The sequence below is a fragment of the Bacillus sp. FSL K6-0073 genome (genome assembly GCF_038006085.1).
GTDB lineage: Bacteria > Bacillota > Bacilli > Bacillales > Bacillaceae_G > Bacillus_A > Bacillus_A cereus.
Genome location: NZ_JBBOUN010000001.1, coordinates 4,354,794 through 4,369,879 on the forward strand (window position 1 = coordinate 4,354,794; position 15,086 = coordinate 4,369,879).

The following is a 15,086-nucleotide window of genomic DNA, read 5'->3' on the forward strand; positions in this document are numbered from 1 at the left end:
TGAAAAATAACTCTTTTTATTTTACTTACTCCAAATCTTTCTCCCCGCTTGGGCATCAATATAACGAATTTCCCGCCTACAATTAAAAGGTTCTTTATGTTTTTCATCTGTCGTTTGTTTGTAAAGTAGTTTGTATTTCGTTTCCTCTGCATCATGATCTAAAAACCATTCTAATTTAACTCGGATAGCCTCTCTGTATATTTCTAACGCTTTTTCTTTAGTTACTTTTGGTGTTATTTCATATGTGAGCAATTCTTTTATAAAGTTGCTAGACTCCCCCGAGTAGTGCATAACAGCACCATTTTCTGCATTGATGTTAATCATAAATTGGTTATACTCTGCCGGAATATCATTTATATATACAGAAAAGATAAATCTTTCAATCCCATCTTCTGCTTCTTCACGTTCCTCCCAAAGACGCAGATATTGTGTGATATCTGGAATAACTCGTTCTAAAAATTGAAGTGCTTTTTGTAAACATTCCTCTCTAGACAGTATTTGCTTTACTTCTTTATCATCTGTCAGTTTTATAAAACCAGTTAATTCATTGGTTAATTTATCAATTTTAACGCTAACTAAATTATTATATTTCAACATCGGTAAATGCTTTTTAAAGAATTCATTCATTAAATATGGATCCTTTTCTTCTTTCTGTTTTTGTAATTCCTCTTTCGGAACAAATTTCATCCTTATTTCATCATCATTTTCTGTCTCATCTACTTTTGTAAAACCTTCTTTATTCCAGTCAAATAATTCGAATACGTCACCTCGTTCGTTACCTTTTTTCGATTTTTCAACAGCTACAGCCGAAGGTAATTTATAATGATCTGGTCCAAATAAATCTTTACCTGTACTTGCATCAATAAACGCATGACTAGGCTCTGGTTCATATACAAGATGGTACCCTTTTACTTCTTCCCCGCTTTCATACTCACATGAAGAGTATGTTAAATCTACAAATACAAGTCTCATATCTTGTCTAGCTTTCAAATTTTCTAAAACGATATTCTCCTCAACAATTTCACTTGGCCATAACGTTTTTTTCTCTATAGCTTTTTGTCCATTGTAATGAAAATGCACAACATTACCTGAAGGGTGCACTCGCACAACGCACCCTGTATTCGGCAATGGATAGCTATTCACTTCTTGCATATAATTTACTTCTTTCCAACCGCGCCTGTCGTCCTTAACCGTTACATATGTATAGAATTCATATCCTTCTTTTGTATATTTTTTCAAGAACGCATTTGCAATCTCTCTTGCCTTCTTCTCCTCTATCGCTTCCTTGCCACTTGAAAAAGAATTTTCATCATCTATCCTAAATTCAATTAAATTACCAGTATGTCTATTTAATGTAATTTGTATCTGTTTCTCCTCATCATCTTTATGTGCCCACCACAATAAATGATACGGGTCATCAACCCCTTCTTGATCATCTACAACAAGCCTATAATCACCTGGAATATCAATAATATGAGCCACTCGCTCTTTTCTCTCTTTATCTTTTTGATTCATTATTCTCCTCCTCAATCTTACAATTTAAGGTAATTATAACAAAGAAAACTAAAATTTATTAACAAAAAAGACTAGAGATATCTCTAGTCTTCTACTTCGTTTCACGATGTAACGTTACTCGCTTTAACCGTGGACAATATTTTTTTAGTTCGATGCGTTCTGGATTGTTTCGTTTATTTTTTTTAGAAATGTAATTACGATCGCCGCACTCCGTACAAGCTAATGTAATATTTACACGCATATTTATTTCTCCTTTCTTTCAAAGACCGCAACTAAAACGTAATGATTACGATTTATATATTATAAAACTTCATTCTATTTGTCAATTGCAAAAACAAGAAGATTCCATTTAGAATCCCCTTGTTTTTATAGTTAAATAAATTTTCTCCCGTATTAACGGGCAGTAAGACCCCCACTGATTAAAAGTTTCACTTTATTAAAACGATTCGTATGTAACAAACTCACTAATCGGCTTTCGATATCCTCGTGGACGAGTTTTAGTCGTATCACTTTTTCCTATCGTAATCATTAAAACAGGTACTATATGCTCCGGCATCTTCAATTCACTTTGTACTGCTTTTTCATCGAAACCAATCATTGGACATGTATCATAGCCATAATATTTAGCTGCGTACATAAAAGTCATCGCGCTTAACGAAGCATTTCTAATCGCTTCATCCTCCATGAAACGCTCTCCTTTTCCTTCATATAAACCTTTCGTTTGCCTAATTGTATCTTCATATTCACATTCATCAATCATTTTTAAAACTTTCATACCGAAGTAAATATTTTCAACATTTTGGTATGCTTTTTTATCACCACAAACGAGCACTACCGCTGATGCACTCGATACTTTATATTGACCAAAAGCTAATTCTTTTAATCTTTCTTTTCGCTCTTGATCACGAATTACAACATAATGTGTGTGCTGCAAATTATAGCAAGATGGAGAAAGCTTAGTTAACTCAAATATTTTTTTAAAATCCTCATCAGAGATTTCTATACCTTGTATAAATTTCATTGCAGAACGTCTAGCAATTGCTAATTCTTTAAAGTTCACCATATATCCTCCTCGATAACTGTAAATTTAAATATACATTAATTTATCTAAATAGATAAATCAAATAAAAATACTTTAAATCGAATAATAATTATGATTAACAGCAAAAAAGACAAAAAGCTGAAACAATTAGTTCATACGAAATTCACACGAATCTATTACTATAGAAACTGTACATAGTGAACTTATTAACAATCACGTTTATTTATATAAAATCTTACTCGAAAGGAGTTGAAAGTATGAAAACTAAATATCGCTTTATGATCTCATCATTTGCTGCTTGCGCTTATATGATTTGGTATTTAGTATAATAACGACCTCACTTGCAAATAGGAAAAGGTGTGTATATAAATGGAATATAATCAATCAACAGTTAACTACTGGAAAGCTTTTGTATTACCATATACATTTGCTTTAGAAGAGTTAAAAACTAAATTTGAAATTATGAACCGGGAAGCTCAATTTCTAGAGGATTACAACCCGTTTGAACATATAAAAACAAGACTAAAACAACCTGAAAGTATTATTAAAAAACTAGAGCGCAAAAGCTTATTACCAACAGTTGAAAATGCTCAAACACATTTACAAGATATTATTGGTATTCGTATTACATGTTGCTTCGTAGAAGATATCTATCATTTGAAAGAAGTCATTCAAAAACGCGAAGATATGGAAGTCATAGAAGTAAAAGATTATATCGCTAACCCAAAACGAAACGGATATAAAAGTTTACACATGATCATTAAATACCCTTTATCACTAAATTCTGGTACAAAAGATGTATTTGCAGAAATTCAGTTACGTACACTGGCAATGGACTTTTGGGCAAGTTTAGAACACAAACTTTATTATAAATATGAAGGGAAAATACCGGAGTATTTAAAAGATGAACTACATGATGCAGCAATGAAAGCTGAAGATCTGGATAATAAAATGGCCACTATTCGTCAAGATATTGATGATATTGAGGCATGCTCAAATCAAATTATGCTACCACTATAAAAAAGGTTCTCGCCAATGAGAACCTTTTTTATATCATTTTTGGGAAGTACGACTCCACACTTATTAAAGTTTCACATTATTTTTTCTCTATCGTTCGAACCTCTTCAATCTTCCATTTCTCCTCTTCTTTTCCAAGAGCATACTGTACTTTCTTTTGAAGAGTAATACTGTCGTCTACTTCCTTTTCTTTCGTTTCAACAATAACATACCCTACTTTACTAACTTTCATATCTATATGTTCCAATTCAATTTTCTTATTTCCCTTTTGAAATGCGGCTTCTTTTTGTGTTTTTAAGTCTTCAGCACTAGGCATCTTCTTTGAAAATAACTCCATATGTTCTGCAAGATTTTTTTCATTCGTCGTTCGCACAAATGTATGAATAACATCTTGAATAGATCTCTCTTCTTCTTTTGTTATTTGTACCTTTTCCTCAGTTTTTTTAGTAGTAGATTTTTGTGCTACATTATTCTCTTCTTGTTGACATCCAACTAGTAGTACTACAAACACTAAAAGTAACCTTAATTTTCTAAATATTTTTCCCATATTCCCAACTCCTAAAAAGAAAAGTGAGGCATTCCGCCTCACTTTCGCTCTTAATTAGCGTCTTCCTTTATTCGGATCGCCACCGCCAACAATATCAAAGACACGTTTCGCTATATTTGTATTCTCTTGAACGCCAGAGAACAAGTATTTACCTGGACCAAATGCATACACGTTCACATCTTCCCCTGTATGTCCACCTGTTGTCCAGCCTGTAACCGAGCGCTTATTGAAAATATCTTCAATTGCATTATCAATCTTTGTTACATCTTTTGACGGAGCTATATCATTTACAGCTTGAATTTCTTCTGGAGTTAATTGTAAATCAATATACTTTTTCAATGTTTCTTCTACATTTGCACCTTTTGCAATCTCATTTGCCATAAAGTCTGGTGTGCGTTTTGCAGCTTTAATTGGATCTACTTTAAAGTTATACTCGCCATTGGCACCTAAAGATAAGCCACCAGTAGCGTGATCTGCCGTTGCAACAACTAACGTATTTTTATCTTTTTTTGCAAACTCAATCGCTGCTTTGAAAGCTTTTTCGAAGTCTTCCATTTCACTCATTGCACCAACAATATCATTATCATGTCCAGCCCAGTCGATTTGACTTCCTTCCACCATTAAGAAGAAACCATTTTTATTTTTGTTCAAACGCTCAATTGCTGCATTAGTCATTTCTTCTAATGAAGGTGTTTTCTCATTGCGGTCAATCATTTTATCTAATCCACCTGGTGCAAATAAACCAAGAATTTGATCATTTTTATCATTTAACAATTGATCTCGATCCGTTACATAGCTATAACCAGATTTCTTAAACTCTTCTGTAAGATTACGATCTTTTCTAACAAAGTTCTTTACGCCGCCGCCAAGCATAACATCTACCTTATGCTTCCCTTTAATTTTCTCATCAAAATAATCATTTGCAATTGCGTCCATATTTTTACGGCTAATGTCATGCGCACCGAAAGCAGCTGGTGTTGCATGTGTAATTTCAGAAGTTGCAACGAGTCCCGTTGATTTCCCTTTTTCTTTCGCTTGCTCAAGAACTGTTTTCACTTCCGCTTTATCATTATCAACTGCAATTGCAGCATTATATGTTTTAATTCCTGCTGACATAGCTGTTGCTGCCGATGCAGAGTCTGTAATATTTTCATGTTCATCTTCTGGGTATGTTTTTTGTGTTCCTACAAGATGCTTATCAAATTCTGTAGATTCCATTTCAAAGGTTTTTGGATTATCTTTCATATAACGGTGAGCCGTCATATATGAAGGGCCCATACCATCCCCAATTAATACGATAACATTTTTAATCTTTGCATTGCTTCCGTTCTCATCTGCATTAACCTCACTAGAATGAGTAAAATTCCATGTTGCTACCGAAGTAACTGCTAATGATGCCACAACTGCAAATGGCCATGCTTTTTTCACAAACTTTTTCACTGTCTTGTCCCCCTAATTAGGTTATTCATTTCCCACTATCAAATTTAATGGAAGACTATTAAGAGAAAATTAGCTGTATGTAAATTTTTTGTTAACTTATGTAAATATCAGTTATAATTTGTATAAGTTTGTCTTTTTGTATCAATCATTCCGCCCTTTACAATTTAAATATAAACAAGTTGGATTTCATTTAACGTAAATCTCTTTTTTTACATTTTGACTCTATGTTTATGAAAATAAATAGAAATGCGGTGAGCCTTTATGAAAATAGTAAAGCTAAATGAGTCTTTTATTTTTGAATTACTTAATCTTTGCAAATCTGTTGGATGGTTACACGATGAAATTTTTATGAAAAAACAATTCGAAATGTATCTTTCTATCGGCACACTTGTAGGTTACATTCATGAAAACAAACTCATTGCGACTGGAGGAGTATTTCCCTTTACAAGTAACTTCGCTTCCATTGGTATGTTAATCGTTCACCCTAATTTTCAAGGACGCGGAATAGGGCGCATGTTGCTAAATCATTGCTTGGAACAAATTCATCCAAAACAACCCACTGCACTTATTGCGACAAAAGCTGGCGAACCTCTATACACATCATGCGGATTTCAAACAGCAACAACGATTCATCGTTTTGAAAAGCAAACTATTAAGACGTACCCTTCTCACTTACAACAAGTACAAGAAGAAGACCTTATATCTCTTACTTCTCTGGATCAAATTGCAACTGGTATGAATCGTTCTCTACTTTACTCTTTGCTATTACCAAGGGCCGTACACTCTTTTAAAATTGAAAGAAATAACTGTATAGAAGCTTTTTCATTATGCATACAAAAGGGCAATATATTATGTATCAATCCACTTATCGCCAAGCAAGAAGAAGATGCTATTCAATTATTAAAAAAGATATGTGAATGTTGGAATGGTATAGTACGAATTGATGTCCCACACTCACAATTTACATTCCGTAAATTTCTTCAAACAGAAAATTTCCAAGAAACGCTCCTTTCACCTCTTATGATAAAAAATGGTAGCCAACTTCCTGGAAATCGTAATATGCTATTTGCTATGATAGATACAGCGTTATGTTAGAAAGGAGACACCTAATTGAAGCGATTTAGCTATTTTATGGTAGGTTGTCTTACTCTTACACTATTAGTAGGATGTAGTGCAGCAGAAAAGCCAGTAGAACAAGTAAAACAAGTTAAAAATACAATTACAGCGAAACTAGCTACCGAGGAAAAAATGGTAGAAATAGATGGTCAAACCATTTACTTTAAAAAGATTGGTAATGAAAAACCACCTTTACTTATGATTCATGGCTTTGGAGGGTCATCAGATGGTTTTCAAAAGATTTATTCCGATTTAGCAAAAGATCATACAATTATTTCTGTAGATGCTTTAGGATTCGGGCGCTCATCTAAGCCAATGGATTTTTATTATTCTTTTCCAACTCATGCAAATTTGTATTATAAATTAATGAAAAAACTTGGGTATGATTCATTCGCAATACTGGGGCATTCCATGGGGGGAGAAATTTCTCTAAATTTAACATATTTATATCCTGAAGCAGTTACTCACCTTATTTTAACTGATGCTACAGGTGGCCCTCATACATTCGTTAATAAACAAGGCTCACCAAAACCACAATTGTCGACTGATTTAAATGCCGTTTCTTCTATTACAGATTATGATGAAAGCAAAGTGAAATTCAAACGTAATGATGAAGAGCATTATAATAAAATGAAATTATGGCCTAGACGTCTTAAAATTAATGCAAATGAAATAAAACAGCCAACTTTAATTATATGGGGCAGAAATGATAGTAGCGTATCCTGGAAAGAAGGAGAAACGTATCATCAATTCTTAAAAAATAGCACTTTACATATTATTGAAAAAGGTTATCATGCACCATTTCGCCAAGAACCACAAGAATTTGTCGGGTATGTAAAAGATTTCTTTAAGAACAATCCGATCAAAGTTGAAAAATAACATAAACGGGTATCTCATTTTGAGATACCCGTTTTCATATATTAAGCAGCTTGCTTTTGGCGTTTTTGAGTTTTTGATCCTAATACTTTCGGGATAACGAAGCCATCCATTCCAAATTTCCCAGCGTTCATACCGGAAACAAGAACAAACATAGATAAGATAACCATCTCAGGGTTCACACCAATTGACCCACTAAACATATAGGAAAAGTTCATTACAAGGCCAAAAAAGACCGCTGTTTTTGTTAAACAGCCTACAATTAAACCAATTCCGACTAAAATTTCTCCCCATGTTACAAGTGTATTAAACAAATCTACATTTGGAATTGCAAATTCTTGTAAGAATGATGCCCACCAAGATTGAACAGCCGGTTGTGCACCTTTAGATTTTTCAATTGCCCCTTGCAAATAACCTGTTGCATCGAATCCTTTTCCTTGTAGTTTACCGATTCCTGCCATTAACCATGTGTAACCAAGATATACTCGAATTACTGCTAATACAAAAGAAACTGCTTTGTTTTCTCTTAAAAATTGAATAACCATATCTTCCTCCTAAAGTTGTAATTAAGTTAGTTACAGATAATATAATAACATTAGTTACTTATTTTTCAAATGTTAATTATGAATAATCTGTGACATGCGTATGAAACATTAAAAACTAATGTTTATATAGTAACTTTTATTACCTGTAAAAACTTGAACATATCATACCACAAGTGATAATCATTTTCATTGAAAAAAATGTAAAAAAAATGTGAGTTAAATGTGAAACACGTTTATTCGAATATAGAATAAACGTGTTTCACACTAATTATAGAATCGAAATGTATGTGTCTCCTCATCAATTAAACTCGCTTCTTGAAACGCTTCTTCTAACGTTTTCCCATGGTTAATAACCCCATAAAATAAGCGTATAGTAAACATAAGTGCTGCATTTCCATCTACATAATCAATCGATCCAATATATGATTTCGCCCCACTATGTAAAAAAGATTTTGCTAGATTTTTCTCCCCTAACGTGCACCCGCTATTTACAATATGTGTATTATGCAATTTTGCATATTTATAAATTTCTTCTGTACCAAAATACCCTCTCGGTTCATCTTGTTCATATACTTCTTCGCCTAACTCTTCCATGACAAACTTCCCTTCTTCACCATGAAAGCAAAAAATAATATAATTAATATCGTTAAATAAGTTCTTTCCAGAAAGAACTTCCACAAAATCTTTCGGTCTACCAATCCAATATGTCACAACCCTTGCACCAAAATATTCAAGAGATGCTCGGATTGATTGCGCCTCTAAATCCGAATTAAAACCAACTACTAATGCAATATTCAACATACAACCCCCATCCTATAATCAGCCCTTATCAATCAGAATTTTATGGGATAAATCCATTTCATATATGCCCGTTTCTTTCAAAAAATCTGATCTAGTTAAAACGACTTTCTGTAAATATTGCCTATATGCTGTAATTGTTCCATCGTGAGATACAATGCAAATTCTTTCAGCACCCAGTTCATAACACCAAAGAAGAAATTCATTTACTATTTGCTGAAAACTATTCTCTGAAATAGTGTTTATACCTTCCTTCCATAACTGATTATTTGAGCTTTTCTCTATCGAAAAATGCGGAAATAACTTTGTTATCATTCCCTGATCTACTATATAATCGCACGGTAATGTTTTCGCTCCTTCTCGATAAGGAAAAATACGCGGGGATACATATGGATGGACGATTTTTTGACAAGCAACTTTCGCACTCCATATTGTCGCCGTTTGCAAAGTTCTAAGTGTAGGACTAGCAATTAATATATCTGTCTCTTGCAATGGCACATTGCATTGAAGTAATTTAGCTTGAGCCTTTCCTACTCTCGTCAATGGTGGGTCAAACACTTGTAAACTTTCTGGTAAATCCGTTGTATGTTCACCTTCACCATGCCGAACAAAAACGATTTTCATATTCAGCCTCCTCTTACTATAAAATCCTCACACATATTTCTTCCCTATTGCATTCTTTATTCCTGCTGTATAAAAAACGATATGTAAAAAAGGTTTGACACTAATCTTTGTAAAATATTACAATATCACATGTAAAATACTTTTTACACCGAAAGGAGAATTACATATATGAAATGGATAATTGTCTTTATTGGAATGATTGTATGGGGATATATAAACGGCTTCTTTAGTAGTGATAAAACTGCTAATCCTTGGATTACAGATGATGAACGTGAAACAAAAATTAAACAAAAAGCAATTGCGGCAAGCTGGTCCGGTGTTTTTATGTTTTGTACCATTAGCCTCTTAAATAAATGGTTAGGTTTAAGCACAAACGATAAATCACCGTACTTACCAGACCCTATCGCAGCTATTTTAAAGGAAAATGTAGAGTTACAAGTTTTACTCATGCTATTTGTTATGTATGGAATATTTTACTTACATTATCGAAGAAAATTAAGTGCCTAACTTCTAACTCATGATTATCCTCCTAAATGGTTATAGTAATTAGGACGAAATGAAAGGAGCGATAGAAAAATGAGTAACTCGAATGACTTTTTAGATACACTGCATGAAAAACAAGCAAAAGATGAACAAAATAGAAAGCGCCAAGGGAACGGAAACCCAGCGAAAAAAAAGCCAAATAAAACGCATAAATAACAATAAAAAACTGCCTAAAATGATCTTTTAGGCAGTTTTTTATTGTTATTTCACCGAGATGACATTTTCCCAATTCCATTTCTCATAATACCACGCTGGTACATCTATATTTTCAATCCACTTCTTTTCCTGTTTCCCATCTTTATGAACAAGCCATACATCCGCTTTCTTACGGTCTGAACGTATCCAAATTAATTGATTACTCTTCTTCATGAAGATCGGGTGGTAATCCCCTTGCTTGTTCGTTTTCTTTGTGATTTGATGCTGTGCATTACTTGTACTATCGACCTCATACAAAGATGGTAGTGGCCTTTTTTCTGGTGGAGTTTCTATCCCTGCCTCTTTTGCTCGTGAAACGATAATTACTCTATCGTTCTTCCATACAAAATCCCAATCAACATATCCTTTCGGCGTAAATATGTTCTGCTGAAGTGCTGGCAATTCCTTTACTTTTAAATGCTTATTTTCTAATGCAACTCTTCCGCTCCCTTCAATATAAGCTAATATATTTTTTGATGGTGCCCATTGAAACCATTGTGCGTTTAATAACATTTGATCTACTTTTTCAAACCGACTGCCATCTGCACGAACTAAGCAAAGCGTATTACTATCAGCTGACCATGAAGCTGTCGGTACTGCTAAAAATGAAATCCACTTTTGGTCTGGTGACCACTTAAAGCCACTTGCTACTAGCGCTAGGAAATCATCATGTTCATTTGGCAATGCATACAAATGCTTCATTTTGTGAGGATTCATATGTGCATCTTTTTGCACTTCATATAGCTGAGCACCTGTCCATCCTGTGGGAAGTAAGTGCGCTTCAGAGGATACAAGAAAGTTCTTTCCATCGGGGTACCATGCATAATCCCCTACACCAGCCGATACATTTTCAAAATCTGCATTCTTTTTTTCTACATCAAATGTATTTAATGTACCTGTAAATATAAATGCAATTATATTTTCTGTTGGTGACCATTGATAATTTGATGCTTCTGAGTGAAACGGCGTAACTTTCTTTCCATCTTTCATCCGATATAACTCAAGAATACTTTGTTTCTTCCCTTTTACATATGCTAGCCATTCTCCATCATGTGACCACTTCGGCCCTGTTATGTACTCTCCTTTTGTAATCTGTATTTCTTTCCCATCAACTTTAATCCAAAGGTTATGATGACGAATAAAAGCAACTTTCACACTATTATTTTCTGCACTAGTAATAGTGATAGAAAATAAAAACATAAACAACACTACACTACCACTTACTATTAGCCTTTTCATACCATCACTCCATTTCCCTCATAGCATTCCTCACTTTCTCCCTACAATATGTGAAAAATATCGATTCGACATAATCAGAAAAAATTTCCCAAGAAATTTTCAATTCATAGAGGATTGGTATGAATTGTGTCGAAAGTATAGTTTATCCAACATTTATATTTATAATTTTTAACTAAAATGCAAGATTTTATTTCTGAATATTAGCACTTTTATTAGGGGGAGTATCAATGAAAAAAACTACATCTACACTATTAAGCATGGCGCTTGTCTTTTCTAGTTTTGGAGCTTTAAGCGCTCATGCTGAATCACTACAAAAGGAAAAGCAATTTAGTCCACAATTAAAAACAACGATTGAACAGTGGGGAGAACATAAAATTGCTCAAAATGTTGAAACGAAAACAACAAAAGAAATATCAGTAATTGTAGAATTGCAACACGCACCTCTCGCTGCTCAAAGTAATATTCAGCATGCTCCAGATTTCCAAAATAGTAATGCGCAGTCTTATCATGCTGAGCTAAAAAAAGCACAAGAAGATACGACTAAGAAAATAAAAGAAAAAGCACCTGGTGCAAAAATTAAAGAAGTGTATAATACGTTATTTTCCGGATTCTCTATTTCAGTTCCTGGAGATCAAATTACCTCTCTTGCCTCTTTACCTGAAGTAAAAGCAGTCTATCCGAACTTAACATATAAATTGCATGAAACATCAAAAAGTGCTACTAACGAAGAAGCACCAAATATCGGTGGACCGACAATTGGTGCACCTGAAGCGTGGAATTTAAAAGATCCATCTGGCAAACCGCTTGATGGAAAAGGCATGAAAGTAGCCATTATCGACTCTGGCGTAGACTATACACACCCTGACTTAAAGGCAAATTATATCGGTGGATATGACACGGTTGATGAAGATAACGATCCAATGGATGGTAACGTACATGGTACTCATGTAGCTGGAATTATTGCAGGTAACGGAAAAATTAAAGGCGTTGCTCCAAACGCTTCTATTCTAGCCTATCGTGTAATGAATGACGGTGGAACTGGTACAACAGATGATATTATCCAAGGGATTGAGCGAGCGATTCAAGATGGTGCGGATGTGTTAAACCTCTCCCTTGGGCAGGATTTAAATGTACCTGATCAGCCTGTAACATTAACGTTAGAACGAGCAGCGAAACTTGGTGTTACTGCTGTCGTTTCAAATGGAAATGACGGACCAAAACCTTGGTCTGTTGATGCTCCCGGTAACGCAAGTAGTGTCATTTCTGTTGGAGCATCTACGGTTTCTATCCCGTTTCCAACATTCCAAGTAGCTGGTTCCAGCAAAACATATCAAGGGTTACCGTTATCAAAATCCGATTTTCCAATAGGAAATGATTCCCCTCTTGTATATGTTGGTTATGGCAATCCAAGTGATTATGCAAAACAAGATGTAAAAGGGAAATTCGCACTTATTTTACAAGGTACTTCTAGTACATTAGTAAAAGCAGAACAAGCGAAGCAAGCTGGTGCACTTGGTGTGTTATTAATCTCTAGCGAAAAAGAAATTAATATGATGCCGGAATATTTTTCACGTGAACATCTAGCTGTCCCAGTAACGCAATTATCAAATACAAATGGGGAAGAATTAAAAACTTTAATTACAAAACGAAAGAAAAACATAAAAATTGGACAACCAAAGCAAACAGAACTTATCGGTAACTTTAGTTCAAGAGGACCATCACAAGGAAGTTGGCTAATAAAGCCTGATGTTGTTGCACCTGGAGTACAAATTACTAGTACAGTACCGCGAGGCGGCTATGAATCGCATAACGGAACAAGTATGGCTGCTCCGCAAGTAGCTGGAGCGGTTGCCCTCTTGCGTCAAATGCATCCTGATTGGACGACAGAACAATTGAAAGCGGCTCTTGCCAACAATGCCAAAACATTACATGATGTCAATGAAAATACATACCCTGTTATGGCACAAGGATCTGGTTTAATTAACATTCCGAAAGCAGCTCAAACAAATATATTAGTAAAACCTAACAATGTCAGCTTCGGTCTTATTAAGCCCAATAGTGGAAAAGTAAAACTGACGCAAAATGTTACATTACAAAACCTTTCTAGTAAAAAGAAAAGTTTTTCAACTCGTGTGGAATTACTAGATGCAAACATAAAAACAAAAGTAAAAGCTTCTGTCCCTTCATCGATTAGCATACAACCGAATAGTAGTACCGAAAAACCATTTACTATCACTGTAGATAACTCACTACAACAAGGTGTATATACTGGAAATGTATATGTAAAAGAACAAGGGGCAAAAGAAGAAATTCGAATTCCATTCACATTTAGTATCGATCCTAAAGATTATAAACGTATCGATGGACTTGAAATTATTAATTCTACTTTTAGCCCAAATGGCGACCACGTACTAGATGATAATCTCATCAACTACTATTTAGTTGCGCCTGTGGATGATATCACATTGCATGCAAATTTAGTTACGAAAGAACATGTAACGTATCAAGGGATTATCCATCAAGCTAAAAATGCAACTCCTGGGTATAAACCTTTCAAATGGAATGGTACAAAAGCAGATGGCACTCCTTTAACTGACGGGCTATATCAAATTGAAGCAGTTGCTTCTAATTCTGGCGGAGAAACAAAGCAAACAGCTGCTGTATTTCTTGATCGAACTGCACCTAAGTTAACACACGAGGTTGACCAAGAAAATCTTGTAATTAGAGGAAAAGTTGATGATATTCTACTAGATTGGATGTCAGAATCTGGTTGGATAGCACCTGGTATTCCAGTGAGAATGCAATATGAAATTAACGGAAATGGTGTATGGGAACAGGCATTCCTGAACCCTTGGGAGAAAAGCTATGACATTTATTTCGATCGCACTCAATTACACGAAGGAAAAAATACTATTCACATTGTAGCAACTGATGCAGCTGGCAATACCTCTAATTTAACTGTTAATTTAGAAGTGAAATAAAGTGAAATTTTAATCAGTGGAGATTTCGTTCATCCCCACTGATTATTCGCCTTCACCAATCGGGGGTTCACGAGCAGTTAGGCTCCCATCTTACTTCTTTACTTCTTTACTTCCACTGAATTTTGAGGTAGGAATTTTACTGCTCATTAACACGGGATAAAAAATTTTTGTTGACAATTTTTTTAATATAGTTTTATAATACAAAACATAGTTTAGTTGAACGAATTATATATCGGCTTTGAAGGAATGCTAGTAGCGACTTATATCACTGTCTCAGAGAACTGATGGTTGGTGCGAATCAGTACATATACAAGCGTGAATTACAATTCTGGAGCTTCTTTCCCGTAATGCTTTTTATGGCATGAAGAGAAAGACGGATCTTTCCGTTATCGTAAAGTGAGTGGTAAACAATTAGTTGTTTACAAATAGGGTGGTACCGCGATTTTTATCGTCCCTATCGGATTTTCCGATAGGGACTTTTTTGCATCCATCCTCTTACACAATTTCATATATACGCGTTGAAAGAATCGCAGTAGTATCTTATATCCCTGTTACAGAGAGCTAATGGTCGGTGGAAATTAGCACATATATAAGTATGAATTACAATT

Annotated in this window: 15 protein-coding genes and 2 other annotated features (1 of these 17 only partly in view); of the genes, 6 read left to right on the forward strand and 9 right to left on the reverse strand. The window is 34.5% G+C overall.

Features of this window, described 5'->3' with window-relative positions:
- Positions 1–21: 21 nt before the first annotated feature.
- The 3 genes from MHB52_RS22515 to MHB52_RS22525 form a co-directional block, all read right to left on the reverse strand.
- The gene (locus MHB52_RS22515; RefSeq protein WP_061663046.1) at positions 22–1,515 is read right to left on the reverse strand and encodes a YcdB/YcdC domain-containing protein; all 1,494 of its coding nucleotides are present in this window, start codon (positions 1,513–1,515) and stop codon (positions 22–24) included.
- Between the two features lie 91 nt (positions 1,516–1,606).
- Positions 1,607–1,756 carry a 50S ribosomal protein L33 gene (rpmG, locus tag MHB52_RS22520; RefSeq protein ID WP_001265617.1) on the reverse strand — a complete coding sequence of 50 codons (150 nt, stop codon included), beginning with the start codon at positions 1,754–1,756 and terminating at the stop codon, positions 1,607–1,609.
- 195 nt (positions 1,757–1,951) lie between these two features.
- A complete protein-coding gene (locus tag MHB52_RS22525; protein ID WP_061663047.1) occupies positions 1,952–2,578 on the reverse strand; it encodes a nitroreductase family protein in 627 nt (208 codons plus the stop codon).
- Positions 2,579–2,926: 348 nt separating this feature from the next.
- Here MHB52_RS22525 and MHB52_RS22530 point away from each other — a divergent pair, with 348 nt between their 5' ends.
- The gene (locus MHB52_RS22530) at positions 2,927–3,577 is read left to right on the forward strand and encodes a GTP pyrophosphokinase (protein WP_000456230.1); all 651 of its coding nucleotides are present in this window, start codon (positions 2,927–2,929) and stop codon (positions 3,575–3,577) included.
- Between the two features lie 76 nt (positions 3,578–3,653).
- On the opposite strand, the gene MHB52_RS22535 is transcribed toward MHB52_RS22530, so the two are convergent.
- Together MHB52_RS22535 and MHB52_RS22540 are read right to left on the reverse strand one after the other, a co-directional pair.
- On the reverse strand, positions 3,654–4,121 hold the full coding sequence (locus MHB52_RS22535) for a hypothetical protein (protein ID WP_016118645.1): 468 nt from the start codon (positions 4,119–4,121) through the stop codon (positions 3,654–3,656).
- Between the two features lie 54 nt (positions 4,122–4,175).
- A complete protein-coding gene (locus tag MHB52_RS22540; RefSeq protein ID WP_061663048.1) occupies positions 4,176–5,561 on the reverse strand; it encodes an alkaline phosphatase in 1,386 nt (461 codons plus the stop codon).
- Between the two features lie 261 nt (positions 5,562–5,822).
- Here MHB52_RS22540 and MHB52_RS22545 point away from each other — a divergent pair, with 261 nt between their 5' ends.
- A complete protein-coding gene (locus tag MHB52_RS22545; RefSeq protein WP_044795873.1) occupies positions 5,823–6,656 on the forward strand; it encodes a GNAT family N-acetyltransferase in 834 nt (277 codons plus the stop codon).
- Between the two features lie 15 nt (positions 6,657–6,671).
- Positions 6,672–7,556, forward strand: coding sequence for an alpha/beta fold hydrolase (locus tag MHB52_RS22550; protein WP_000819810.1), 885 nt, complete (start codon positions 6,672–6,674; stop codon positions 7,554–7,556).
- Between the two features lie 41 nt (positions 7,557–7,597).
- Here MHB52_RS22550 and MHB52_RS22555 read toward each other — a convergent pair whose 3' ends face one another.
- The 3 genes from MHB52_RS22555 to MHB52_RS22565 form a co-directional block, all read right to left on the reverse strand.
- Positions 7,598–8,098, reverse strand: a complete 501-nt coding sequence (locus tag MHB52_RS22555) for a DoxX family protein (protein WP_000236612.1) — start codon at positions 8,096–8,098, stop codon at positions 7,598–7,600.
- Between the two features lie 264 nt (positions 8,099–8,362).
- Positions 8,363–8,899: a hypothetical protein gene (locus MHB52_RS22560; RefSeq protein ID WP_000931924.1), complete on the reverse strand. Its 537-nt coding sequence runs from the start codon at positions 8,897–8,899 to the stop codon at positions 8,363–8,365.
- 18 nt (positions 8,900–8,917) lie between these two features.
- Positions 8,918–9,520 (reverse strand): histidine phosphatase family protein, encoded by a 603-nt coding sequence (locus tag MHB52_RS22565; protein ID WP_044795872.1) that lies wholly within the window; start codon positions 9,518–9,520, stop codon positions 8,918–8,920.
- A gap of 168 nt (positions 9,521–9,688) precedes the next feature.
- Here MHB52_RS22565 and MHB52_RS22570 point away from each other — a divergent pair, with 168 nt between their 5' ends.
- Positions 9,689–10,027, forward strand: coding sequence for a hypothetical protein (locus MHB52_RS22570; protein WP_000871145.1), 339 nt, complete (start codon positions 9,689–9,691; stop codon positions 10,025–10,027).
- Positions 10,028–10,096: 69 nt separating this feature from the next.
- The gene (locus MHB52_RS22575; RefSeq protein ID WP_000071861.1) at positions 10,097–10,219 is read left to right on the forward strand and encodes a DUF4023 domain-containing protein; all 123 of its coding nucleotides are present in this window, start codon (positions 10,097–10,099) and stop codon (positions 10,217–10,219) included.
- Between the two features lie 45 nt (positions 10,220–10,264).
- Here MHB52_RS22575 and MHB52_RS22580 read toward each other — a convergent pair whose 3' ends face one another.
- Positions 10,265–11,497 (reverse strand): TolB family protein, encoded by a 1,233-nt coding sequence (locus MHB52_RS22580; RefSeq protein WP_000825728.1) that lies wholly within the window; start codon positions 11,495–11,497, stop codon positions 10,265–10,267.
- Between the two features lie 227 nt (positions 11,498–11,724).
- Here MHB52_RS22580 and MHB52_RS22585 point away from each other — a divergent pair, with 227 nt between their 5' ends.
- A complete protein-coding gene (locus MHB52_RS22585) occupies positions 11,725–14,478 on the forward strand; it encodes a S8 family peptidase (RefSeq protein WP_061663049.1) in 2,754 nt (917 codons plus the stop codon).
- Positions 14,479–14,707: 229 nt separating this feature from the next.
- Positions 14,708–14,937 (forward strand) — a binding site (T-box leader).
- A 50-nt stretch (positions 14,938–14,987) separates the two neighbouring features.
- Positions 14,988–15,086 (forward strand) — a binding site (T-box leader); it runs 129 nt beyond the window's last position.